General features: G+C 39.5%; 20 protein-coding genes and 3 pseudogenes. 17 read left to right on the forward strand and 6 right to left on the reverse strand.

Annotation, left to right across the window (positions count from 1 at the left end; genetic code table 11):
* The first annotated feature begins 414 nt into the window (after window positions 1-414).
* From CJ239_RS01030 to CJ239_RS01050, 5 genes are all read left to right on the forward strand, one after another.
* Entirely contained in the window at window positions 415-873 is a 459-nt protein-coding gene (locus CJ239_RS01030) for a CtsR family transcriptional regulator (RefSeq protein ID WP_102210238.1), read from the forward strand.
* Between the two features lies 1 nt (window position 874).
* Window positions 875-3,307: an ATP-dependent Clp protease ATP-binding subunit gene (locus tag CJ239_RS01035; protein WP_102210239.1), complete on the forward strand. Its 2,433-nt coding sequence runs from the start codon at window positions 875-877 to the stop codon at window positions 3,305-3,307.
* A gap of 147 nt (window positions 3,308-3,454) precedes the next feature.
* A complete protein-coding gene (locus CJ239_RS01040; protein WP_102210240.1) occupies window positions 3,455-4,513 on the forward strand; it encodes an AAA family ATPase in 1,059 nt (352 codons plus the stop codon).
* Between the two features lie 9 nt (window positions 4,514-4,522).
* Complete coding sequence (pnuC, locus tag CJ239_RS01045; protein WP_102210241.1) at window positions 4,523-5,302, forward strand: nicotinamide riboside transporter PnuC; 780 nt, start codon at window positions 4,523-4,525, stop codon at window positions 5,300-5,302.
* Between the two features lies 1 nt (window position 5,303).
* Window positions 5,304-6,077 carry an NUDIX hydrolase gene (locus CJ239_RS01050; RefSeq protein WP_102210242.1) on the forward strand — a complete coding sequence of 258 codons (774 nt, stop codon included), beginning with the start codon at window positions 5,304-5,306 and terminating at the stop codon, window positions 6,075-6,077.
* 72 nt (window positions 6,078-6,149) lie between these two features.
* Here CJ239_RS01050 and CJ239_RS01055 read toward each other — a convergent pair whose 3' ends face one another.
* Window positions 6,150-6,380 (reverse strand): hypothetical protein, encoded by a 231-nt coding sequence (locus tag CJ239_RS01055; RefSeq protein WP_102210243.1) that lies wholly within the window; start codon window positions 6,378-6,380, stop codon window positions 6,150-6,152.
* Window positions 6,381-6,657: 277 nt separating this feature from the next.
* Here CJ239_RS01055 and CJ239_RS01060 point away from each other — a divergent pair, with 277 nt between their 5' ends.
* Window positions 6,658-7,356, forward strand: a complete 699-nt coding sequence (locus CJ239_RS01060; protein ID WP_102210244.1) for a hypothetical protein — start codon at window positions 6,658-6,660, stop codon at window positions 7,354-7,356.
* Between the two features lie 70 nt (window positions 7,357-7,426).
* Here CJ239_RS01060 and CJ239_RS01065 read toward each other — a convergent pair.
* Window positions 7,427-7,707, reverse strand: a pseudogene (locus CJ239_RS01065) (tRNA-dihydrouridine synthase); the annotation flags it as partial.
* 122 nt (window positions 7,708-7,829) lie between these two features.
* On the opposite strand from CJ239_RS01065, the gene CJ239_RS01070 reads away from it, so the two are divergent.
* From CJ239_RS01070 to CJ239_RS01095, 6 genes are all read left to right on the forward strand, one after another.
* Window positions 7,830-9,590, forward strand: coding sequence for a sensor histidine kinase (locus tag CJ239_RS01070; protein WP_102210245.1), 1,761 nt, complete (start codon window positions 7,830-7,832; stop codon window positions 9,588-9,590).
* A complete protein-coding gene (locus CJ239_RS01075; protein ID WP_033689555.1) occupies window positions 9,568-10,173 on the forward strand; it encodes a response regulator transcription factor in 606 nt (201 codons plus the stop codon). The genes CJ239_RS01070 and CJ239_RS01075 overlap by 23 nt, the downstream gene beginning before the upstream one ends.
* Window positions 10,174-10,271: 98 nt before the next feature.
* On the forward strand, window positions 10,272-11,174 hold the full coding sequence (locus CJ239_RS01080; protein WP_102210246.1) for an AvrD family protein: 903 nt from the start codon (window positions 10,272-10,274) through the stop codon (window positions 11,172-11,174).
* Window positions 11,164-11,940, forward strand: a complete 777-nt coding sequence (locus CJ239_RS01085) for an ATP-binding protein (protein ID WP_102210247.1) — start codon at window positions 11,164-11,166, stop codon at window positions 11,938-11,940. The genes CJ239_RS01080 and CJ239_RS01085 overlap by 11 nt, the downstream gene beginning before the upstream one ends.
* A gap of 8 nt (window positions 11,941-11,948) precedes the next feature.
* Window positions 11,949-12,626 carry an ABC transporter ATP-binding protein gene (locus CJ239_RS01090; RefSeq protein WP_000614115.1) on the forward strand — a complete coding sequence of 226 codons (678 nt, stop codon included), beginning with the start codon at window positions 11,949-11,951 and terminating at the stop codon, window positions 12,624-12,626.
* On the forward strand, window positions 12,623-14,890 hold the full coding sequence (locus tag CJ239_RS01095) for an ABC transporter permease (protein WP_102210248.1): 2,268 nt from the start codon (window positions 12,623-12,625) through the stop codon (window positions 14,888-14,890). The genes CJ239_RS01090 and CJ239_RS01095 overlap by 4 nt, the downstream gene beginning before the upstream one ends.
* Window positions 14,891-15,035: 145 nt before the next feature.
* On the opposite strand, the gene CJ239_RS01100 is transcribed toward CJ239_RS01095, so the two are convergent.
* Genes CJ239_RS01100 through hslO form a run of 3 tightly spaced genes read right to left on the reverse strand, consistent with a single transcriptional unit; the run spans window position 15,036 to window position 17,428 of the window.
* On the reverse strand, window positions 15,036-15,587 hold the full coding sequence (locus CJ239_RS01100) for a cysteine hydrolase family protein (protein WP_102210249.1): 552 nt from the start codon (window positions 15,585-15,587) through the stop codon (window positions 15,036-15,038).
* 1 nt (window position 15,588) lies between these two features.
* Window positions 15,589-16,569: a tRNA dihydrouridine synthase DusB gene (gene dusB, locus CJ239_RS01105; protein ID WP_180958180.1), complete on the reverse strand. Its 981-nt coding sequence runs from the start codon at window positions 16,567-16,569 to the stop codon at window positions 15,589-15,591.
* A complete protein-coding gene (hslO, locus tag CJ239_RS01110; RefSeq protein ID WP_000357854.1) occupies window positions 16,556-17,428 on the reverse strand; it encodes an Hsp33 family molecular chaperone HslO in 873 nt (290 codons plus the stop codon). The genes dusB and hslO overlap by 14 nt, the downstream gene beginning before the upstream one ends.
* 164 nt (window positions 17,429-17,592) lie before the next feature.
* Here hslO and CJ239_RS01115 point away from each other — a divergent pair, with 164 nt between their 5' ends.
* From CJ239_RS01115 to CJ239_RS11930, 5 genes and pseudogenes are all read left to right on the forward strand, one after another.
* The gene (locus tag CJ239_RS01115) at window positions 17,593-19,020 is read left to right on the forward strand and encodes a helix-turn-helix domain-containing protein (RefSeq protein ID WP_102210251.1); all 1,428 of its coding nucleotides are present in this window, start codon (window positions 17,593-17,595) and stop codon (window positions 19,018-19,020) included.
* A 159-nt stretch (window positions 19,021-19,179) separates the two neighbouring features.
* A complete protein-coding gene (gene glpK, locus CJ239_RS01120) occupies window positions 19,180-20,688 on the forward strand; it encodes a glycerol kinase GlpK (protein WP_102210252.1) in 1,509 nt (502 codons plus the stop codon).
* A 41-nt stretch (window positions 20,689-20,729) separates the two neighbouring features.
* A complete protein-coding gene (gene glpO, locus CJ239_RS01125) occupies window positions 20,730-22,556 on the forward strand; it encodes a type 1 glycerol-3-phosphate oxidase (RefSeq protein WP_102210253.1) in 1,827 nt (608 codons plus the stop codon).
* A 69-nt stretch (window positions 22,557-22,625) separates the two neighbouring features.
* On the forward strand, window positions 22,626-23,330 hold the full coding sequence (locus tag CJ239_RS01130; protein ID WP_042901836.1) for an MIP/aquaporin family protein: 705 nt from the start codon (window positions 22,626-22,628) through the stop codon (window positions 23,328-23,330).
* Between the two features lie 189 nt (window positions 23,331-23,519).
* Window positions 23,520-23,723, forward strand: a pseudogene (locus CJ239_RS11930) (hypothetical protein).
* Between the two features lie 86 nt (window positions 23,724-23,809).
* Here the strand turns inward: CJ239_RS11930 and CJ239_RS01140 are convergent.
* Window positions 23,810-24,176, reverse strand: a pseudogene (locus CJ239_RS01140) (hypothetical protein); the annotation flags it as partial.

Genomic DNA, 24,176 nt, shown 5'->3' on the forward strand with positions numbered 1-24,176 from the left:
TTGTGTGTACCCTTATTAATGATATCTATAATTTGGATATTAGGGTCTTTAATATCGAGTAGTTTTGTGATAGAATGTAATTGTTCCATATGAATCTTTCTAATGAGTTGTTTTGTCGCTTTTCATTATAGATCTTATGGGACTTTTTTTCTACACAAAAATAGGCTCCATAATATCCATAGGGGATTTACCCACTACAAATATTATAGAGCCTCAATATTACGCCCTTTTTAGGGCTCTTTTTTGTGGACTTTTTTAGGAACTTTCAAGAAAAACTAAGGCGATTTAATGCCTAAATGTTTTTAAAGAAAGTCAGTATTTTCAAGGGCTGAGCTCTAAAAATTTGACTTATAGAGTGTTAAATGATAGTATAGTCAAAGATAGTCAAGGTTTAAAGAGAGAGGTGGGTTTGTAATGAGATTTAAAAATACATCGGATCATATTGAGGCCTACATCAAGGCGATTTTAGATCAATCTGGTATTGTGGAGTTGCAACGGAGTCAGTTGGCAGATACCTTTCAGGTTGTTCCTAGTCAGATTAACTATGTGATTAAGACACGCTTTACGGAAAGTAGAGGCTACTTGGTTGAAAGTAAGCGTGGTGGTGGAGGCTACATTCGTATAGGACGGATTGAGTTTTCTAGTCATCATGAAATGCTCCGCGATTTGCTTTACTCAATTGGTGAGCGAGTCAGTCAAGAAATTTATGAAGATATTCTACAGCTTTTGGTTGAGCAGGAATTGATGACCAAGCAGGAGATGAATTTGCTGATGACAGTAGCTTTGGATCGCGTTCTAGGAGAAGAAGCTCCAGTTGTTCGAGCTAATATGCTACGACAGGTTATACAAGAGGTAGATAGAAAAGGGAAGTAAGATGAACTATTCAAAAGCATTGAATGAATGTATCGAAAGTGCCTACATGGTTGCTGGCCATTTTGGAGCCCGTTACCTAGAATCTTGGCACTTGTTGATTGCCATGTCCAATCACAGTTATAGTGTGGCAGGGGCGACTTTAAATGATTATCCATATGAGATGGATCGTTTAGAAGAGGTCGCTTTGGAACTGACTGAAACGGACTATAGACAGGATGAAACCTTTACAGAATTGCCGTTCTCCCATCGTTTGCAGGTTCTTTTTGATGAAGCAGAATATGTAGCGTCAGTGGTCCATGCTAAGGTGCTAGGGACAGAGCATGTCCTTTATGCGATTTTGCATGATGGCAATGCCTTGGCGACTCGTATCTTGGAGAGAGCTGGTTTTTCTTATGAAGACAAGAAAGATCAGGTCAAGATTGCTGCCCTTCGTCGAAATCTGGAAGAACGTGCAGGCTGGACTCGTGAAGATCTCAAGGCTTTACGCCAACGCCATCGTACAGTAGCTGATAAGCAAAATTCTATGGCTAACATGATGGGCATGCCCCAGACTCCGAGTGGTGGTCTCGAGGACTATACGCATGATTTGACAGAGCAAGCGCGTTCTGGCAAGTTAGAACCAGTCATCGGTCGGGATAAGGAAATCTCGCGTATGATTCAAATCTTGAGCCGTAAAACCAAGAATAATCCTGTCTTGGTTGGGGATGCTGGTGTCGGGAAAACAGCCTTGGCGCTTGGGCTCGCTCAGCGTATTGCTAGTGGTGATGTACCTGCGGAAATGGCTAAGATGCGCGTGTTAGAGCTTGATTTGATGAATGTCGTGGCAGGGACACGCTTCCGTGGTGACTTTGAAGAACGCATGAATAATATCATCAAGGATATTGAAGAAGATGGCCAAGTCATCCTCTTTATCGATGAACTTCATACCATCATGGGTTCTGGTAGTGGAATTGACTCAACTCTGGATGCGGCCAATATCTTGAAGCCAGCCTTGGCGCGTGGAACTTTGAGAACGGTTGGTGCCACCACTCAGGAAGAATACCAAAAACATATCGAAAAAGATGCAGCCCTTTCTCGTCGTTTCGCCAAAGTGACGATTGAAGAACCAAGTGTGGCAGACAGCATGACCATCTTGCAAGGTTTGAAAGCTACTTATGAGAAACATCACCGTGTACAAATCACAGATGAAGCGGTTGAAACAGCGGTTAAGATGGCCCATCGTTACTTGACTAGTCGTCACTTGCCAGACTCTGCTATTGATCTCTTGGATGAAGCAGCAGCAACAGTGCAAAATAAGTCAAAGCATGTAAAAGCAGACGATTCTGGCTTGAGTTCAGCTGACAAGGCCCTGATGGATGGCAAGTGGAAACAGGCAGCCCAGCTAATCGCAAAAGAAGAGGAAGTGCCTGTCTATAAAGACTTAGTGACAGAGTCTGATATTTTGACCACCTTGAGTCGCTTGTCAGGTATTCCAGTCCAAAAACTGACTCAGACTGACGCTAAGAAATACCTGAATTTGGAAGCTGAATTGCACAAACGTGTCATCGGTCAAGATCAAGCTGTTTCAAGCATTAGCCGTGCCATTCGCCGTAATCAGTCAGGAATTCGCAGTCACAAACGTCCGATTGGTTCCTTTATGTTCCTAGGGCCCACAGGTGTCGGTAAGACCGAATTGGCCAAGGCTCTGGCAGAAGTCCTCTTTGATGACGAATCTGCTCTTATCCGTTTTGATATGAGTGAGTATATGGAGAAATTCGCAGCCAGCCGTCTCAACGGAGCTCCTCCAGGCTATGTGGGTTACGAAGAAGGTGGGGAGTTGACCGAGAAAGTTCGCAACAAACCATATTCCGTTCTCCTCTTTGATGAGGTAGAAAAGGCCCACCCAGACATCTTTAATGTTCTCTTACAGGTCTTGGATGATGGTGTCTTGACAGACAGCAAGGGGCGCAAGGTTGACTTTTCAAATACCATTATCATCATGACATCGAACCTTGGTGCGACTGCCCTTCGTGATGATAAGACAGTTGGCTTTGGGGCTAAGGATATTCGTTTTGACCAAGATAATATGGAAAAACGCATGTTTGAAGAGTTGAAAAAGGCTTATAGACCTGAGTTTATCAACCGTATTGATGAAAAGGTGGTCTTCCATAGCCTGTCTAGCGACCATATGCAGGAAGTAGTGAAGATTATGGTTAAACCTTTAGTGACAAGTTTGGCTGAAAAAGGCATTGACTTGAAATTACAAGCTTCCGCACTGAAATTGTTGGCAAATAAAGGATATGATCCAGAGATGGGAGCTCGCCCACTTCGCAGAACCCTGCAAACAGAAGTGGAAGACAAGTTGGCAGAACTTCTTCTCAAGGGAGAATTAGTGGCAGGCAGCACACTTAAGATTGGTGTTAAAGCAGGCCAGTTAAAATTTGATATTGCATAAAAATGGAGAATCAGGAGCAATCTTGATTCTCTTTTTTGCTACTTTTTTATAAAAAATAATAAAAAACTATTGACAAAACAAAAATATAGTTTATAATAAAAACATAGATAATAAAAATATCAAAAAATATAAAAAGGCTATAGGTTTATGAAAAAGAAAACAGCAGTGGTATTTGGAACCTTTGCTCCACTTCATCAAGGACATATCGATCTGATTCAGCGAGCGAAGCGGCAGTGTGACCAGGTCTGGCTTGTCGTTTCAGGCTATGAGGGAGACCGAGGGGAGCAGGTAGGCTTAACGCTTCAAAAAAGATTTCGTTATATCCGAGAGGCTTTTCGGGATGACGAGTTGACCTCGGTTTGTAAGTTAGATGAGACCAATCTTCCTCGTTACCCTATGGGCTGGCAGGAGTGGTTGAATCAGATGTTAGCAGAGATTTCCTATGATGAAAACCAGCAAGAACTAATCTTCTTTGTGGGAGAAGCAAACTACCAGCAAGAATTATCTAATCGTGGCTTTGAGACTGTCTTGCAAGAAAGAAAGTTTGGTATTTCAGCGACTATGATTCGAGACAATCCAAGCAAATATTGGAAATACATCGCTCAACCTTTCCGACGTCAGTTTACCAAGAAAGTGTTGATTATGGGAAGTGCCAGTAATGGGAAGACCACTCTAGCCAAAGATTTGGCCAGATATTATGATGCGCCCGTTAGTCTGGAATACGCGCGTGAGTACCAGATTAAAAATAACGTCCGTGATGATGAATTGACTCCAAAGGATTACTATTATCTGCTCTTGGGGCAGTACGACCAGACCTCAAAGTTAATCGATAGCAATGCCAATCGAGGTCTAGTGATAGCCGATACTAACTCCTTAGTAACCAAGGGCTACTATGATTATTACATGGAGACTGAGGATCAAGAGGACTTATCAGGGGAGACCTTTGATAACCTTTTTGTCTCGATCTTGGCTAAGGAGAAATGGGACTTGATTCTCTTTGTGCAGCCTGTCGGCTCCTATGTCAATGACGGATTTAGAGATATGACCATGGCGGAAGACCATATTCGTCACAGTTTTTCCCAGCATTTGGACCAGATGAGAGAGCGATATTTAACGACAATTCCACTAGTTTATCTAGCTGAGGATTACCTAGGAAATTATGAAGTAGCAAAAGTGGCTATTGATGCTATTTACCAAGCAGATTAGGAGAAAATTATGAAAAAATTAACTGAAAAAATCACACAATTTATCGAAAACTTTAAAAATGTCCATGCAAAAGCCCGCAAGATTGGTTTTGTAGGAATCATGAGCCTGCTCTGGAAAGATCTCTTTGTCGGCCGTAGCCTCTTCCAGTGGTTGTATCTCATCGTCCTGTCAAGTGTTCCCTTGATCTTGGAATTCACGCAAAATACAGAAAGTCATGACTGGATGAGCTTGTTTGCCTCTTGGACTGGGATTGTCTGTGTTATCTTGGTAGCAGAAGGACGTGCAAGTAATTATCTCTTTGGGGCCATTAACTCTGCTATCTATTTGATTTTGGCCATGAATGCAACTTTTTATGGTGAAGTTTTGACGACTGTTTACTTCTTTGTCATGCAGCCGATTGGGCTCTATGCTTGGCTGTCCAACCGTATCAATGATCAAGGAAAAGCAGAAGAATCTCATTTTGAAGCTAAGAAATTATCTGTTTTTGACTGGTTCAAGTACTTGGCCTTGACTGCTATCATCTGGATTGGTATGGGCTTAGCTTACCAAAGTATCCATAGTGCTCGCCCTTTCCGTGATAGTGTTACCGATGCGACTAATGGTGTTGGTCAGCTCTTGATGACACGTCTCTACCGTGAGCAATGGATTTTCTGGATTGCAACCAATCTCTTTAGTATCTATCTCTGGTGGGGTGAAAATATCCATATCCAAGGGATGTACTGGGTTTACACACTTAATAGTCTAGTGGGTTGGTACCAATGGACCAAGGCAGTTCGTAAGGAGGCATAAAATGACGGACACGATGATTCCAGCAGGGATGACGGAAAAAGAATATTATGAAATCCATGCCAGTCAGGAGGAGTTTTTGGATTGGTACTACAAGCAGGAACTCCCTCAATACGAAAAACCAAGTGTGACGGTGGATATGGTAGCCTACTGCTTTGTCGAAGGAAAGATCAAGCTCTTGCTAATACGTCGCAAGGCTCATCCATATCAAAACTGTTTGGCCTTGGTTGGAGGCTTTATGGATAAGGGAGAAGATGCTGCAGATGCCTGTCAGCGAGAAGTAAGTGAAGAAGTCAATCTCGATCTTCCTTTGGAAAAAATTGAGCAATTGATGACCGTATCGACCCCCGGCCGTGACCCACGGGGCTGGACAGTGACCATTGCCCACTTGGTTTATTTGCCTAGCCGTGCATTAGAACTTGTTCAAGCAGGAGACGATGCCAAGGATGTCGTTTTCGTAGATGTCGATTTTCAGACAGGCAAGTGCTTCTTAGAGGGAGTAGAGTTGGAGGAGCAAGCCTTCGCTTTTGACCATTATGCCATTATCCAAGAATCCATCAAACGAATCCAAGGCCGTCTCGACTGGAATCCTACCTTCCTTTATCTGCTGGAGGAGGAGTTCACTGTCTACGAAGGAACTGAACTGGTCAATCTTATCAACCCCGGTCGTCCAATCGTCAGCAATAACTTTCTCGTAAAATACGGAGAATATGTAGAAGAGGTTGGACTCAAACGAGTACCTAAAAAGAAACCAAGAAAAACCTATCGATTGAAATAAAAAGCGAGGCCGGGAAAAAGTTCCCGACCTCTTTATTTGCCTTTATTAGTTTGATTTGCTGTTTCGACTGTTTTAGGAATGGCTATCTCTTTTAGAATTGCTCAACAGGTGAGTAAAGAAGTCTTTGTATCGATACTTGAGATAGTTCTCATGTAAAAATAACAAAGCGATATAAACAATCATAAAGATTGTAGTCAGATAGAAGACATCAAATGCAGTTCGCGCATAGTAAGCGGCTGATTGATAAGAGCCAATTGCTGCCAAAATCAACCAAGGAAGATACTTGAAATACTTATTTAGCATAAGAATGCACCTCCTATATTCTATTTTAATGTTATTATATTCATTTGTACTTAAAAATGCAAGCGATTACACAAAATAAATTTAAATTTTTAACAGGAAAATCTCCTGTTTTTCTATTAGATTACGAATAGAAGAGTAGGAGGAGTAAATGTATCTAAAGTATTTAAGATTTTTAAAATAGTTTAGATAAATTGTTGACATATTTAAATCCCAATGTTACAATTATATTACAAAAAGATTTCTTTATATTTCTAAAATATTACAAAGGAGTAGAAAAATGAAAAAGAAAACCTATATCAAATTGATGGCAGCAACTGTATTGGCTTCTACCTTGCTATTAGGAGCTTGTGGAAATAAAAAGGAAACAACTCAAGCAAGCAGTTCTGCTAAGACAAGCCAATCATCAAATTCTAAAGTAGCTTCTTCTAGCAAAGAAAGCAAGACTCAGAAGTCCTCAAGTTCAGCTTCATCTGAAAAAACTAAGGCGTCTACTGACCAGTCTTCAGCAACTGCGACACCATCACAAGCGGCACCTGCACCAGAGCAAAGACAAGGTCAAGAGGTGTCTAATCAACAAGCAGCTAGTCAACAAACTCCTGTTCAGGCTTCTTCAACTCAACAGGCTCCTCAAGCTCAGTCTAATCAATCAAGCTATGATTCTACAACTGACCGCAAACTTCAAGACAAGCAAGCAGAGCAAAATAAACGCTACAAGGGTGTTTTAACCATGGTAGATGGTGATTTCTCAGCTGCAGCGGGCAATTGGAAGGGAGCCAATGGTGAAACCATTACAGTTTCATCAGGAGGTCAATTCACAGTAGAATCTGCTGATGGAAAGAAAGAAAACTACTCTATCAGAGGCTATTCTTATACTCTTGATGATGGTAAGTATAATGCCAAAATCGGTGGAGGAAAAATCATCCAAATTACAACAGGAGCGGATGGTAAGGTTTCCAGTGTTGCTTTGAATCAATAATAACGTTCAGTATTTGAATTTTTACAATCAAAAACCCGTCAACTTTAAGAGAGTTACGGGTTTTAAACTTTTAAGCCTTATCCAACTGCAAGAGAGATTCAATCTTTGCCAGAGTGCTAGCTTGTGAAATGGCTCCACGGAGTTTGGCTGGCCAGATGTTCCACGGAGGTAGTGAGGAGCGAGGCCACGGAACTCACGAACTGCGACATTTTCCCCTTTGAGGTTAATCAAGCGTTTCAAGTGCTCGTAGGCGATTTTCATCTTATCTTCAAAGGTCAAATCATGGAGGACTTCTCCTATTTCAAAGTAATGGTTGATTTGGTTGAAGAGGTAAGGATTTCCCATGGTAGAAGATTGTATCAGTTATATATCGAAAGAAAAAAGAATAAATTTAACTATAAAACCTGTCTTATTGAATGAAAAAATGGTAGAATAAACATCAATATCAAGTGAAATATGGAGTGCTACAAACAATGAAGTCAAAAATGTTTCGATTTTCTTTGATTTTGTTATTTATTTTCTTTTTTTATTTTTCATTTTCAATATTTAACCGAACGTATAGTGGAATCACCGTAGATAAACATGAGAATGAGTGGATAGTTAGACAAGTCCATAATCTGGGAAGCTTTGCAAATCATCAAGAGATAATAGGGTCATCTATTATACAAATAGACGGTCAGAATCCAGATAGTAATTTCTTATTATCTCGATTTTTAATTGTTGAACCGCTTCATTCTGTGACAGTGTTAGATAGAGGAATTTCAAAGACTTTAATAATAGAATCTGGGAGATCAAGCCAAATTATCTTTCTTGTTTTATCAATCATTGCTTTTCTGATTCTACTGTTATTTCGCTTATACATAAAAGGCAGAAGTAGAGGAAAAACTGGGAAACGATATTTTTATTTTATTATTTATACTAGTCTGATGTTATTATCGATTATTCCATCAAGTATAGGAGATGTATTTGGTCGTAGTCTATTAATTTCATACTTGACTTTATTTCCATTATTCATGGATATCTTCATTAGAGTGTTAGTCTTGAAGATAAAAGGTTCAACCATTTCTAACTTTTCTCGTATTATACTGGGCTATTCACTCATAACTCAACTTTTGTATGTTTATAATCTTATACAGCCCATTGATTTTTTAACCATCTTTTTTTCTAGGGGAGTATTTTATTTAGTATTTTTCTTTTTAGTTATCCTACTGTTAAAGATGCTTATAAATTACTCTCAGATAAGAGAAATGTTGCCAATTCATACCTTATTTTTAGCAGTTCTTGCCTTATTTCCTCTATTTTTTGGATATATTTTTCCGATTGGTAAGGAAGTTTCGTTTATTTATAGTATTCCTCTATTGTTGCTTATTTTGTTCTCTATTGTAAATAACTTGATACTAGAGCGAATGATATATGTTGCTTGGAAGTGGAATCCATTCATATATAACTTGATATTTGCCGTTTTTTTCACTAGTCTAATTATTCTTTTTAGTCTGCTATTAAGAGAATTTTCTCCAATTTTTTTCGTTCTTTACACTTTTCTTTTTTCGCTAGCTTTGTTACCTGAAATAAGGAAAATGATGTTGATTAGCCATAAAATGGAGGGAATCTTTAGTAGTTTTCATACTTTTGTAGCTACTGAATTGGAGAGGGAAGAAATTGCAACGTTTATACATGATACTACAATTCAGAAGGTTATTTATTATAAAAAGCAGTTAGAAATTAGTGAACAAATTAATAGGGGAGCTTTATTAGAGATGTTGGATGATATTGTCTTTGAATTAAGAGATTTATGTTTTAATATCTATCCTTTAATGGTGCATGAATTAGGGTTGAAAGAATCTATTACTAGCATATTAAATCAATTCATGAAGATGGAAACTGTTTCGATTATGACAACTTTTTCAATAGATGAAGAAAAAGTTAATGATAAAGTGGGCACGTTTGTATTAAGGACAGTTAAAGAACTAGTAAATAATAGTATTCTTCATGGGAATGCTAGAGAAATTACTGTAGATTTATCTACAAAAGAAAAGATTTTATCAATTGAAGTTATAGATGATGGTATTTTTAAGGGAAACTATCAGTCTAATGAACATCATTTTGGTTTAAATAGAATTGTAGAGAAGGTTCATTTATTGGGGGGAACTGTTCAGATAAATATAGAACCTACAAGTGTGAAGATACGAATACCTATAGAAGGGAAGAAAAATGATTCGTTTGGTTTTGATTGATGATCACAGTTTAGTATTACAAGGATTGGAGAACTATTTTTTAAAGGAAGATGATTTTAAAATTGTTGGTTCCTATACAGAAGTAGCAGATTTACTTCTTTGTCTCAAGCATGAAAAGGTAGATGTGCTAGTTATGGATTTTATGCTGAAAGGAGTAACGGCATTTGATGTTATTAGTCAGATAAATAGATTTCTGAATACAGTTCCCAAGATAGTTCTTTTATCAGGATTTTATGACACTTTGTTACATAAGAGAGCGATGGATTTTGGGATTCAAGCTTTTTTACCCAAAGAAAGTTCTTATTTGGATGTTAAAAGTGCAATTTATGCTGTTTATAAGGGAAATCACGTTATCCCAGATGGTTTGTTAGAAAAGCAAGAAAATAATCTATTGACTGACACGGAGTTAAGTGTATTGGAACTGATTGTAAAAGAATATTCTAATGAAAAGATAGCAAATAGTTTATTTGTCAGCAGGAGAACAGTAGATACCCATGTTTCAAATATTTGTTCAAAGTTGGGAGTGACGAGTAGAGTTGGAGCTGTACGTGAGGCTATTCGATTAAATCTCGTATCTTTATAATTTTATCCTAAAAAGGCAAGAAGGTTTTCGTAAATTACGGATTCTTTCTTGTCTTTTTTTGTTTAAGATAGAGTCAGTTTAAAAGATTGGAGAAGGATATGCTAACAGTAGATTATTTACTTGGAGACAATAGAAATCGCTATTTTGGTAGAGGAGATAAGAGAACGACTTATGTAGTTAAGTTGAAAAATATTTTAGAAGGGGTTGGGTCTCTTCATCAAGAAGGTTTGTGGTCTAGTAAACAATCTGAAATCATACAGCAGCACCTGAGTACATTAGATGGAATAGTATTAGCTCATTTATTTGGAAGTGAAATACTGAAAAGAATGGGAGTGAGTTTAAATCAGTATAGGTTAAGCCATTTTGAGATAAAGTCAGGAATAAAAGCTATAGAAGAATTAGTAAATTTAAAATTAGAATTACAAAATTTCAAAATGACGAACCAAGTGATGGAATTTGATTGCTTGGTAATGGATATGAAAGTTTGTTTAGGCTATCAATTATTAGAATGTATGGAAAATGTAGTTGCTATAGGAGAACAAGGTAGAGATTTTTTATCAACGCATTTAAGAGATAGACAACATGATATATACGATGTTGAATTTTCAGATAGTAGTATATCTTGTAAAGCAGAGCAAGTATTGATCAAAGATATTGAATATAGTGGTGTAGGTAGTCTAGAAAAGAATGATTATAGTTTGTTAGAGCTTCTGATTATTTTTTCTCAAATGGCAGAGATGTTAGCCTACCATATCGAAGAGATATCTCGAGAGGAGAGCAATACCATGTGGATGAAGCAAGTAAGTGCAGACTTGGATTCACCAATTTTGAATGGAGTAGTAGAGCTTAGTGGTAGTGTTTCAAAAAATAGATTGTTAAAAATTAGAGAAGAACATTGGAAAGTCTACGAAATGTCTGGGTATGATGTAGATCATAAGGTAGTCTTTAAAAGTAAAATAGCTCAAAAATTACCTGATGGAGGGGGCAGTGATGGGAAATAGAGAATTGAGGCTAGTCATATCAGGTACTTATTCTACGGGTAAGACAACAACTGCTACAGCTCTTTCGATTGCAACGGGACTTCCCTTAATTGATGCTTTATCTGCGAGGGAAATTTTGACAGATTTATATCCTGGAAGAAGATTTCAGGATATGTCATCAACTGAGTTAATGGCACTGGGATTAAAGCGTTTTGAAGAGAGAATTCGTACAGAAGGAATTTTATACAAGGAACATGGAAGTTTTCTATCAGATGGTTCAGTATTGAATGAATGGATTTACGGGACTGTTCGAATGAGGGTAGGAATTAATCCAGGCTCAGCATTCGTTCATCGATTGATGAAATCTATTTTAGGTATTCCTGGTCGAACATTTTTCAAAAAATATTTGACTGCTTATGGAGTTGTCTCTAAGAATCATGCGAAATTGTGGTATACAGATGTTGTCCATCTACCAGTAGAGTTTGAAATGGATCCAGATGGGCATAGACCAGTATCTGAAGAGTATCGAAATTTATCAGATGAGGAATTATATGAAGCTTATAGGAATTTGGGTCTGATTCCTTATTGTGTAAAAGGTAGTCAGAAAGAACGGTTAAATCAGATCATTCAACATTATAAGTTGCCAATAGTTGTTCCAGTAGATGAGGCTATTTCCTTAGCTGAAAAGGTTATACGAGAAAACAGGGAAGCAGTATCTAAACGTATCATAGAGCAGTATGAAGAGCCTACATTAAAGGAAAAAATAAAATTTATGACAAGATATTAGGAGTATGTATGATTCAGTTTCAAAATATTAGCAAGATTTATAAGGTGGGGGAGCAAGAAGTTCGTGCTTTGGATCAAGTTAGTTTTTCCATTGAGAAAGGGAAATTTACAGTTATTTTAGGTCCATCAGGTTCAGGGAAAAGTACGTTACTAAATTTACTTGGTGGGATGGATCGTGCGACATCAGGAACCTTTATATTTGATGAGGAACTAGTAACAAAGTTTACGGATAAGGAATTATCTGCTTATCGAAAAGATAAAATTGGTTTTGTTTTTCAATTTTATAACTTAGTTCCAAGTTTAACAGCCAAGGAGAATGTAGGTATTGCAGCAAATTTAGTGAAAAACAATAAAGAAATTGATATGTATTTAGATCAAGTTGGTTTACTTCATAGAAAAAATAATTTTCCTAATCAACTTTCTGGAGGTGAAATGCAACGTGTATCAATTGCAAGGGCATTGGCTAAAGAGCCTAGTCTATTATTGTGTGATGAACCTACAGGAGCGTTAGATTCAAAGACAGGTGATAGTATTTTAACTTTATTGAAGGAAGTTTCTAGAAATGGGAATGCTGCAGTTGTAATGGTTACACATAATAGAGAGTTTGCTAAATTTGCAGATCGAGTTATATATTTGAAAGATGGAAGTATTGAAAAAATAGAAAATAATGAAGAGGTGCTGGGATGAGGTATCTTCATATAAAATTATTAAGAGATCTTCGGCAAAATTGGCAACAATTTTTCTCCGTTTTTCTGATGTCTCTATTAAGTGTATTAATCTTTGTAGGGCTACAAGGAGCTTGGCATGGACTTGAAAAGAGTCTAGAGAGTTATTTGAAACAATCTGAACTTCCTGTTGTTTGGGTTCAAGCGAGACAAATTGATGAATCAAAAATCAAGCAGGTTGAACTCTTATCTTCTGTTGAAAAAGTTGTCAGTAAAAAGAAAGGCTTTGCTAATATTGTTCGTTTAGACAAGACTGACGGACGAATCAATCTTGAAACGATTACAGATAATCAACTGGTTACAGTAACAGAAGGAAGTCCTTTTTCTGAGGGAAAACAAGATTCGATTTGGATTGATGGGAATTATGCGAAGAAGAATCATTTACAGATTGGAGATTCAATTTCTATTTCATCAAGGGGGAAACAGATAGATTTAGAAATTGTAGGATTTGTTCAGGCAACAGATAAGATTTATTTTACAGGTAGCATGGAATATATCGCTCCAAATCCTGACAATGATGCCTATGGTTATATTGCAGATAATGAAATTGCAAAAGGAATTCTGGGTTTATCGTCAGATAATGTCTTAGAAATTTACGGTTCTAAGGTGGATTTGCGAGGAGATTTAGAGTCTATTTTTGGGGGCGATTTAGTTTCTTATCAAGATCAAAAAAGTTTAACTGAAATATCAGAAGCTACCGTTCGAGTTGGGCAAATTAGGAATTTATCTTACTTATTTTCTTTTATCTTTATTTTGTTAGCTATTTTGGCTATGTTTACAACCATTCAGCGTTTGATTGATGGTCAAACAAAAGAGATTGCTGTATTAAAGGCTTTAGGTTTTTCAAATCAGGCTATCAGTTTACATTATATTTTATTTGGCTTAGTAGTCAGTTTATTAGGAAGTTTCGCAGGCTTTGCTATTTCTCCCTTGATGTCATGGTTTGTACTAGAAACTCAAAAGTCAATGTTTACACTTCCAAATTGGCAAATCTCTTATTCATCTTCATCAATAGTCGTTGGTATTGTAGTCATTATTATTTGTATTTTAGCTGCCTATTTAGCTTCTAGAGAGTCAGCTAGAGGCTTACCAGCAATATTTTTAAGAGGTAAAGAAAAACTTGCTAAATCTGTCTTTGTGGAAAGATTTTCCTCTATCTGGCAACGAATTTCTTATCCTTCAAGATGGGCAATTCGGGATGCCTCGTTTAATCGTATTCGAGTTTTGATGGGAATCGTGGGAGTTGCAGGAAGTATGATGTTACTGATTGCTGGAATTGGTATGCCTGTGTCCATGAATCATCTTGTTGATAAGGCATATAATGAAGATTTTTCTTATTCAAAACGACTGACCGTAGCGGATTATACCACTTCTAAGTCCAGATATGGTGGGCAAGGCGTACAAATTTCACAAGCACATTTTAATCCAGATGATGGCTACAATCGTTTATTGATTATATTTGATGATGGAGATATGATCCAAGCAAAAATAGAGAGTGCTGATTCTTTGAAAGATGATGGTTTGTATGTAACTAGATCATTTGCCCGTTTAGCAGGTATTAAAGTCGGAGATTTTTTAAATGTGACTCCCTATCAAGATGGTCATACTTACAAGTTTGAAGTAAAAGGGATTGTCACAAGTGAAACCAATCAAGGGGCTTATCTTCATGCTAGAGTCTTTGAAAAAGCAGGGGGAAATTTTACTCCACATACTTTATTAGTTGGGCCGGAGGTGGACGAAGATACTATTAAGCAAGACAAAGGTGTTCTATCTGTCATTGAAAAAGGGAGCCAAGAAAAAAATGCCTATGATTTTGTATCTAGTTTGATGAGTGTATTTCTAATGATTATTGGCTTTGCCTTATTACTTGTTATTATTGTTCTCTATAATCTGGGATCTTTAAACTTTGTAGAGAGAATGAGAGACTATGCTACATTACAAGTATTAGGATTTTCTAATCAATATCTACAGAAGCTAACTCTTTTTGAGACTATACTAACTACCTTTATTGGGTGGCTAGTAGGAATTCCTTTAGGCATATGGTTTTTGAAAGAATATGTAGCAACATTTTCGACGATTCGAATTGAGTATACCGCTTATGTCAGTATGTATGTCCTTGCTTTTGCTACATTATTGGTTTGGTTTACATCTTTAGGGACTGCTTATTTTATTAGTCTTCGTATGAGAAAGATTGACATGATTAGTGCTCTAAAGGGGGTAGACTAGTATGGTCAGTTCTGAGTGCATCTATAGACATTTATGAATAATTGTTAATCATCAGTTCTAAGGTTCAAATTTACCTATTTGTGTCTTGGTTCACTACATTACTGTATTCAAAATCCGTCAGCTCAATAAGAGTTGACGGATTATTTTATACTTGTACTTGGGTTAAAAATTCTTCTGTAGTAAGAATTTGAGCAAACTCATCTTGTAGAGAAAGGAGATGAATCTCATGGATAGTCTCAGGAGAGATGGCTTGACCGTTTTTGTTAGAGAGGGTAAAACTGGCAGTAGCATCTGCTAGTAAAGTGACTTCAAAACCAAGATTTGCTGCCATTCGTGTCGTAGTAGATACACAATGAGGCAGAGCCAAGCCAACAAGGACTAGATGACCAATCTGATTTTTTCGTAAATAGGTTTCAAGATTTGTTCCAATAAAGGCGCTATTAACCGTTTTTTGAAAGATAGGCTCGGAAGCAACTGGTTCAAATCCACTTTTAAACTCCTGATTTTGTTTGTTATGAAATTGCGACTGGGGATTATCAGATATGTGTTGAACGTGTAAGACTGGAAGAGCATGTTTACGAAAATATGCAAGTACTCTCAATGCTTGATGTTCAGCTTGAGGGTTGTTTCGTTCTCCCCAGATAGGGCTATTAAACGCTTTTTGCATATCGATAACCAGTAGAGCAGTATGAATCATTTTAAGCCTTATCCATTTGCAAGAGGGCTTCGATCTCTGCTAGGGTGCTAGCTTGTGAAATGGCTCCACGGAGTTTGGCAGCGCCAGATGTTCCACGGAGGTAGTGAGGAGCGAGGCCACGGAATTCACGAACTGCTACGTTTTCCCCTTTGAGGTTAATCAAACGTTTCAAATGTTCGTAGGCGATTTTCATCTTGTCTTCAAAGGTCAAATCAGGTAGGATTTCTCCTGTTTCAAAGTAATGGTTGATTTGGTTGAAGAGGTAGGGATTTCCCATGGCAGCGCGGCCAATCATGACTGCGTCAGCACCGACTTCTTCGATACGTTGTTTGGCTTCTTGAACAGTACGGATGTCACCGTTAGCGATAAATGGAATCTTGGTGAGGGCCTGGGCAACCTTATGAAGGGTCTCAAGGTCTGCGTGGCCTGTGTACATTTGTTCACGGGTACGGCCATGCATGGCAAGGGCAGAAACACCTGCTGCTTCAGCAGCGAGGGCATTTTCAACTGCCAGAGATGGGTCGGCCCAGCCGGTACGCATTTTGACAGTAAGTGGGATATCAAGGACAGACTGGACCTTGTTGATGATAGAGTAAATCTTATCTGGATCCTTGAGCCACATAGCGCCAGCTTCGTTCTTCACGATTTTGTTAACTGGGCAGCCCATGTTGATATCTACGATATCGGTTTTGGTGTTTTCTTGGATGAATTCTGCTGCGCGTGCGAGGCTGTCTTCATCACTACCAAAAAGTTGGATAGAAACAGGGTTTTCGCCTTCATCGATATGAAGCATGTGCAGGGTTTTTTCGTTGTTGTATTGGATTCCCTTGTCAGAGACCATCTCCATGACAACGAGTCCAGCCCCAAGCTCTTTTGCGATGGTACGAAAGGCTGAGTTTGTCACACCGGCCATGGGCGCTAAAACGGTACGATTGGGAATCTCAACATTGCCAATCATAAAGGGTGTATTAAGATTTGTCACGAATGAGTTCCTCCAGGTCGTTTTCATCAAAGTTGTAAGTAGTTTGGCAGAATTGACAAGTGATTTCTGCCCCGTGGTCTTCCTCTTTCATTTCCTGTAGATCTGAGCTTGGAAGGCTGGCAAGAGCGTTCATAAAGCGTTCATGGCTACAGTCACATTGGAAACGGATTTCTTCTTCAGAAAGACGCTTGTAGGCCTCGTCACCGTAGATAGCTTTGAGGAGGGCTTCAATATGGTCTTCACTCTCTAGAAGAGTCGAGATAGCTGGCATTTCTTGGATGCGTTTTTCAAAACGAGCAATCTCTTCTTCCTTGGCTCCCGGCAAGACTTGAACTAGGAAACCACCTGCAACCTTGACCTTGTCTTCCTCGTCCAAAAGGACATTGAGACCGACTGCTGAAGGCGTTTGTTGGCTTTCAGTCAGGTAAAAGGCAAGGTCTTCACCAATTTCACCAGAGATAAGGGGAGTCATAGAGTTGTAAGGATTTCCAGTACCGTAGTCGGTGATAACGAGGAATTGACCATTTCCAACAAAAGGTCCGACTAGAACTTCACCAGTTGCAGTCTTTTTGATGTCAACACCAGGATTTTGAACGTAGCCTTTGACATTCCCCTTGGTATCAGCGACAGTGATAATGGCCCCTAGAGAGCTAGATCCCAGTACCTTAACTGTTAGTTTGGTATTCCCTTTTTCATTGGCTGCGAGAATCTGGCTAGCGATAAGAGTTCGACCAAGTGCTACAGTTGAGCTAGCTTGGGTTTGATGTTTTTCTTGAGCAGTGCGGACGGTTTCCGTGCTATCAAGGACAAAAGCACGAAAGGCTCCGCTTTCTGATATCGTTTTAATAATTTTATCCATAGCTACTATTTTAGCATAAAAATGCCCAAAGGGGGAGCCGTGTGTTTGCTGATTTTCAGTATAATAGACTAGGAAATCAGCATGAAAATAAAAAGAGAAACAGATTATTTCAGCATTTGTAAGATTTATGCTATGCTTAAGGTAGAAAATGAAAGGGGTAACAAATGTATTTAGGAGATTTGATGGAAAAGGCTGAATCTGGCCAATTTTCAATCCTTTCCTTTCTCTTACAAGAGTCTGAGACGACCGTAAAGGCTGTAATGGAGGAAACAGGATTTTCAAAAGTAACCCTAACCAAATATGTCACCCTGCTCAATGACAAGGCTTTGGACAGTGGTTTAGAGCTGAACATCTCCTTAGAAGATGAAAATCTGCGTCTGTCAATCGGTGCAGCTACCAAGGGGAGAGATATTCGGAGCTTGTTTTTGGAGAATGCTGTTAAATACCAGATTTTGGTTTATCTTCTCTACCACCAACAGTTTTTAGCTCATCAGCTGGCTCAAGAATTGATGATTAGTGAGGCTACGCTTGGTCGCCACTTAGCTAGCTTAAATCAGATTTTGTCAGAATTTGATTTATCCATCCAGAATGGACGTTGGCGAGGTCCAGAGCATCAGATTCGCTATTTTTATTTCTGTCTTTTCCGTAGGGTCTGGTCCAGTCAGGAGTGGGAAGGTCACATGCAGAAACCAGAGAGAAAGCAGGAGATTGCCAGTTTAGAAGAAATCTGCGGTGCGAGTTTATCTTCGGGGCAGAAATTGGACTTGGTTCTCTGGTCTCATATCAGTCAACAACGTCTCCGGGTCAATGCCTGTCAGTTTCAAGTCATAGAAGAGAAAATGCATGGGTATTTTGACAATATTTTCTATCTTCGTTTGCTGAGAAAGGCTCCGTCCTTTTTTGCTGGGCAACACCTTCCTCTAGGAACTGAGGATGGTGAGATGATGATTTTCTTCTCTTTCCTTCTATCTCATCGTATTCTTCCTCTTCATACTATGGAGTATATTCTTGGATTTGGAGGGCAGTTGGCAGATTTACTGACGCAGTTGATTCAAGAAATGAAGAAGGAGGAGTTGCTGGGCGGTTATACAGAGGACCATGTTACCTATGAACTCAGTCAGCTTAGTGCTCAAGTCTATCTCTATAAGGGCTATATTTTACAGGATCGCTACAAGTACCAGTTAGAGAATCGTCATCCATATTTACTGATGGAACATGATTTTAAAGAGACAGCAGAGGAGATTTTTCATGTTCTACCTGCCTTTCAGCAGGGGACGGATTTGGATAAGAAAATTCTCTGGGAGTGGCTTCAGTTGATAGAATATATGGCTGAAAATGGTGGTCAGCATATGCGGATTGGTCTGGATTTGACATCTGGTTTTCTTGTCTTTTCAAGGATGGCCGCCATTTTGAAACGGTATTTGGAATACAATCGTTTTATTACCATTGAAGCCTATGACCGAACTCGGCATTATGATTTGCTGGTTACCAATAACCCTATTCATAAGAAGGAACAGACACCAGTCTATTATTTAAAAAACGACTTGGATATGGAGGATTTGGCAGGGATTCGTCAGTTATTATTCACTTAAAAGACTTGGTTGTTCCAGGTCTTTTTTGTGAAATTTACACAATCTCCTCACGTTTTTTTAAAAATTAAAAAAAGTTGATAAACAAGAAAGCGCTTTATTTTGTATACTAGTTACTGTAAAGAGGAGACATCCTCAAGATCATTATCAGGAGGACAGCACATGTCACAAGAAAAATACATCATGGCCATTGACCAGGGAACTACAAGTTCTCGTGCCATTATTTTCAACAAAAAAGGAGAAAAAGTTAGCTCGAGTCAAAAAGAGTTCACTCAGATTTTCCCTCAGGCAGGTTGGGTTGAGCACAATGCCAATGAAATTTGGAACTCTGTTCAGTCAGTTATTGCGGGTGCTTTCATCGAAAGTGGTGTGAAACCAAGTCAGATTGAGGCAATCGGGATTACCAACCAACGTGAAACAACGGTCGTTTGGGATAAGAAAACAGGGCTTCCTATCTACAATGCTATCGTTTGGCAATCACGTCAGACAGCACCTTTGGCTGAGCAACTAAAAAGTCAAGGTTATGTGGAAAAATTTCATGAAAAGACTGGTTTGATCATCGATGCTTACTTCTCTGCGACCAAGGTTCGTTGGATTTTAGACCATGTTGAAGGTGCTCAAGAGCGAGCTGAAAAGGGTGAATTGCTCTTTGGTACTATTGATACTTGGTTGGTCTGGAAATTAACTGACGGTGCGGCTCACGTGACGGATTACTCAAATGCAGCCCGTACCATGCTTTATAACATTAAAGAACTTAAATGGGATGATGAGATTTTGGAAATCCTCAATATTCCTAAGGTTATGCTTCCAGAAGTTCGTTCTAACTCTGAGATCTACGGTAAGACAGCGCCATTCCATTTCTACGGTGGAGAAGTGCCAATCTCAGGTATGGCTGGTGACCAACAGGCAGCCCTCTTTGGACAGTTGGCCTTTGAACCTGGTATGGTTAAAAATACTTATGGAACAGGTTCTTTCATCATCATGAATACTGGTGAAGAAATGCAGTTGTCTGAAAACAACCTCTTAACAACAATTGGTTACGGTATCAATGGCAAGGTCTACTATGCTTTAGAAGGTTCTATCTTCATCGCGGGAAGTGCCATTCAATGGCTTCGTGATGGACTGCGCATGGTTGAAAATTCACCAGAATCTGAAAAATACGCTCGTGATTCTCACAACAATGATGAAGTTTATGTCGTTCCAGCCTTTACAGGTCTAGGTGCTCCATACTGGAACCAAAACGCTCGTGGTTCTGTCTTCGGCTTGACTCGTGGAACAAGCAAAGAAGACTTTATCAAGGCAACTCTTCAATCTATTGCTTATCAAGTGCGTGATATCATTGATACGATGCAAGTGGATTCTCAGACAGCTATACAGGTCTTGAAAGTAGACGGTGGTGCAGCTATGAACAACTTCCTCATGCAGTTCCAAGCTGACATCTTGGGAATCGACATTGCACGCGCCAAAAACTTGGAAACAACAGCTCTAGGAGCAGCCTTCCTAGCCGGTTTGTCAGTAGGGTACTGGAAAGACTTGGATGAGTTGAAACTCTTGAACGAGACAGGAGAACTCTTTGAGCCATCTATGAACGAATCTCGCAAGGAACAACTCTACAAGGGTTGGAAGAAGGCTGTGAAAGCAACCCAAGTCTTTGCGGAAGTAGACGACTAATACTGGAAGAATAAAGCGACTTAGTTAGAAAGTGTGTAAATATGGAATTTTCAAAGAAAACACGTGAATTATCAATTAAAAAAATGCAGGAACGTACTCTGGACCTCTTGATTATTGGTGGAGGAATCACAGGGGCTGGTGTAGCTTTGCAGGCGGCAGCTAGCGGTCTTGAGACTGGATTGATTGAAATGCAAGACTTTGCAGAAGGAACATCCAGTCGTTCAACAAAATTGGTTCACGGAGGACTACGTTACCTTAAGCAATTTGATGTAGAAGTGGTATCAGATACAGTTTCTGAACGTGCGGTAGTTCAACAAATCGCACCACATATTCCAAAACCAGACCCAATGCTCTTACCAGTTTACGATGAAGATGGAGCGACCTTTAGCCTCTTCCGTCTCAAAGTAGCCATGGACTTGTACGACCTTTTGGCAGGTGTTAGCAACACACCAGCTGCTAACAAGGTTTTGAGCAAGGAAGAAGTTTTAGAACGCCAGCCAAACTTGAAGAAAGAAGGCTTGGTAGGAGGTGGGGTTTACCTTGACTTCCGTAACAACGATGCGCGTCTCGTGATTGAAAACATCAAACGTGCTAACCAAGACGGTGCCCTCATTGCCAACCACGTTAAAGCAGAAGGCTTCCTCTTTGACGAAAGTGGCAAGATTACTGGTGTCGTAGCTCGTGATTTGTTGACAGACCAAGTCTTTGAAATCAAGGCGCGTCTGGTTATCAATACGACAGGTCCTTGGAGCGATAAGGTACGTAATTTGTCTAATAAGGGAACTCAATTCTCACAAATGCGTCCAACTAAGGGAGTTCACCTAGTTGTGGATTCAAGCAAAATCAAGGTTTCACAGCCAGTTTACTTTGACACAGGTTTGGGTGACGGTCGTATGGTCTTTGTTCTCCCACGTGAAAACAAGACTTACTTTGGTACAACGGATACAGACTACACAGGCGATTTGGAACATCCAAAAGTGACTCAGGAAGATGTAGATTACCTACTTGGCATTGTCAACAACCGCTTCCCAGAAGCGAATATTACAGTTGCTGACATTGAAAGTAGCTGGGCAGGTCTTCGTCCATTGATCGCAGGCAATAGCGCCTCTGACTACAATGGAGGAAATAACGGTACAATCAGTGATGAAAGCTTTAACAACTTGATTGCGACTGTTGAATCTTACCTCTCTAAAGAAAAAACGCGTGAAGATGTTGAATCTGCTGTCAGCAAGCTTGAAAGTAGCACATCTGAGAAACATTTGGATCCATCTGCAGTTTCTCGTGGTTCTAGCTTGGATCGTGATGACAATGGTCTTTTGACCCTTGCAGGTGGTAAAATCACAGACTACCGTAAGATGGCTGAAGGAGCTATGGAGCGCGTGGTTGATATTCTTAAAGTAGAATTTGACCGAAGCTTTAAACTCATCAACTCTAAGACTTACCCTGTTTCAGGTGGAGAATTGAATCCAGCAAATGTGGACTCAGAAATAGAAGCCTTTGCGCAACTGGGAGTTTCTCGTGGTTTGGATAGTAAGGAAGCCCACTATCTAGCAAATCTTTACGGTTCAAATGCACCGAAGGTCTTTGCCCTTGCTCACAGCTTGGAACAAGCGCCAGGACTCAGCTTGGCAGACACCTTGTCTCTGCACTATGCAATGCGCAATGAGTTGGCTCTTAGCCCAGTTGACTTCCTCCTTCGTCGTACCAACCACATGCTCTTTATGCGTGATAGTTTGGATAGTATCGTTGAGCCAGTTTTGGATGAAATGGGACGCTTCTATGACTGGTCAGAAGATGAAAAAGCAGGCTACCGTGCGGATGTCGAAGGAGCTCTCGCTAACAACGATTTAGCAGAATTAAAAAATTAAGAAAAAGGAAAAGAGGTGGAGGGCAGCATTCCTTGTCGCCCACCCCTTCTTTTTAATGGAGACAGAAAGATGATGAATGAATTATTTGGAGAATTTTTGGGAACTTTAATCCTGATTCTTCTAGGAAATGGTGTTGTTGCAGGTGTGGTTCTTCCTAAAACCAAGAGCAACAGTTCAGGTTGGATTGTGATTACTATGGGTTGGGGGATTGCGGTTGCAGTTGCGGTCTTTGTATCTGGCAAGCTCAGTCCAGCTCATTTAAACCCAGCTGTGACCATTGGTGTGGCCTTAAAAGGTGGTTTGCCTTGGGCTTCCGTTTTTCCTTACATCCTAGCTCAGTTCGCAGGGGCTATGCTTGGTCAGATTTTGGTTTGGTTGCAATTCAAACCGCATTATGAGGCAGAAGAAAATGCAGGCAATATCCTGGCAACCTTCAGTACTGGGCCAGCCATCAAGGATACAGTTTCTAACTTGATCAGCGAAATCCTGGGCACCTTTGTTTTGGTGTTGACAATCTTTGCTTTGGGGCTTTATGATTTTCAGGCAGGTATCGGAACCTTGGCGGTGGGGACTTTGATTGTCGGTATCGGTCTATCACTAGGTGGGACAACAGGTTATGCCTTGAACCCTGCGCGTGACCTTGGCCCTCGTATCATGCACAGCATCTTGCCAATTCCAAACAAGGGAGACGGAGACTGGTCTTACGCTTGGATTCCTGTTGTAGGACCTGTTATCGGAGCAGCCTTGGCCGTGCTTGTGTTTTCACTTTTCTAATCTAGAAAGCATTTATTTTGATAGTGATTGGGTAAAAACTCAATTTCAGGAAAAAATGAAGTAAATCTTCTCATAATAAAACGCATCATATCAAGCACGAAAATTCCACGAGGTCAACTATAGTCAGAAAGCTGAACAACAAGCCAAAACGCCAAAAAAGGCGGCAAAAAGCAAGCACCTGCAAGCAACGTGCCGAAATGGTCAAATCCTGATTATGTCAACGAATTAGACCCAAAAATCGTTGATATGCTAGTAGAATTTCACAAGTCGCAAGGCACTTTGGAAATTCCCGAGGCGTAAGCAGAAATCGCCCAAAAACGTGAAGAAATCGAGCAAAGGAGAGCTGAGCTTGAGGATAAAAAACAAGAGCTTTTGAACCGCTTGAACAAATAGAGTTTCGCAAGTATTATGCTTACAAATTACTTGAGCAATTAACTAAAATATAAACCCTGCCTTTATATCTAGGTAGGGTTTATATTTTAGAAATTCACGTAGGTTGTTTCGGTTTTTTCATACCCAGTATAATCTGAGTTTCTATAGTATCCAGTGATAAACATCCATTTTCTTTGAGCAACATGGATATAAGTATTTGTTATGTAGTATGGATATGGGCTTTGTGACTCCAAGTAACTCTCATAAGCTTGCGCACCAATATATGCTCCACTAATTATGCCACTCCATGGGCCACCCACCATAGAACCTATAATAGCAAAAAACGCGGATATTCCAGATTGAATCATGAAGTTAGCGAATGTGTTGGCTAGTTTATTCCCATGTATTGTGTTGACGTAATTCCAAACATTAGGGTCGTATGATCTAAAAGATATATTTAGGTCGATTTCATTC

It is taken from the genome of Streptococcus sp. UMB0029 (assembly GCF_002871495.1).
In the GTDB taxonomy this organism is placed as follows: domain Bacteria; phylum Bacillota; class Bacilli; order Lactobacillales; family Streptococcaceae; genus Streptococcus.

Coding starts and splice junctions, on each gene's coding strand:
- pnuC (WP_102210241.1), top strand. CDS start 4,523: ATGAAAAAATTAACTGAAAAAATCACACAATTTATCGAAAACTTTAAA.
- CJ239_RS01050 (WP_102210242.1), top strand. CDS start 5,304: ATGACGGACACGATGATTCCAGCAGGGATGACGGAAAAAGAATATTAT.
- CJ239_RS01070 (WP_102210245.1), top strand. CDS start 7,830: ATGAAGTCAAAAATGTTTCGATTTTCTTTGATTTTGTTATTTATTTTC.
- CJ239_RS01055 (WP_102210243.1), bottom strand. CDS start 6,380: ATGCTAAATAAGTATTTCAAGTATCTTCCTTGGTTGATTTTGGCAGCA.
- CJ239_RS01090 (WP_000614115.1), top strand. CDS start 11,949: ATGATTCAGTTTCAAAATATTAGCAAGATTTATAAGGTGGGGGAGCAA.
- glpK (WP_102210252.1), top strand. CDS start 19,180: ATGTCACAAGAAAAATACATCATGGCCATTGACCAGGGAACTACAAGT.
- CJ239_RS01035 (WP_102210239.1), top strand. CDS start 875: ATGAACTATTCAAAAGCATTGAATGAATGTATCGAAAGTGCCTACATG.
- glpO (WP_102210253.1), top strand. CDS start 20,730: ATGGAATTTTCAAAGAAAACACGTGAATTATCAATTAAAAAAATGCAG.
- CJ239_RS01060 (WP_102210244.1), top strand. CDS start 6,658: ATGAAAAAGAAAACCTATATCAAATTGATGGCAGCAACTGTATTGGCT.
- CJ239_RS01115 (WP_102210251.1), top strand. CDS start 17,593: ATGTATTTAGGAGATTTGATGGAAAAGGCTGAATCTGGCCAATTTTCA.
- CJ239_RS01030 (WP_102210238.1), top strand. CDS start 415: ATGAGATTTAAAAATACATCGGATCATATTGAGGCCTACATCAAGGCG.
- CJ239_RS01085 (WP_102210247.1), top strand. CDS start 11,164: ATGGGAAATAGAGAATTGAGGCTAGTCATATCAGGTACTTATTCTACG.
- CJ239_RS01080 (WP_102210246.1), top strand. CDS start 10,272: ATGCTAACAGTAGATTATTTACTTGGAGACAATAGAAATCGCTATTTT.
- CJ239_RS01040 (WP_102210240.1), top strand. CDS start 3,455: ATGAAAAAGAAAACAGCAGTGGTATTTGGAACCTTTGCTCCACTTCAT.
- CJ239_RS01075 (WP_033689555.1), top strand. CDS start 9,568: ATGATTCGTTTGGTTTTGATTGATGATCACAGTTTAGTATTACAAGGA.
- CJ239_RS01100 (WP_102210249.1), bottom strand. CDS start 15,587: ATGATTCATACTGCTCTACTGGTTATCGATATGCAAAAAGCGTTTAAT.
- hslO (WP_000357854.1), bottom strand. CDS start 17,428: ATGGATAAAATTATTAAAACGATATCAGAAAGCGGAGCCTTTCGTGCT.
- CJ239_RS01130 (WP_042901836.1), top strand. CDS start 22,626: ATGATGAATGAATTATTTGGAGAATTTTTGGGAACTTTAATCCTGATT.
- CJ239_RS01095 (WP_102210248.1), top strand. CDS start 12,623: ATGAGGTATCTTCATATAAAATTATTAAGAGATCTTCGGCAAAATTGG.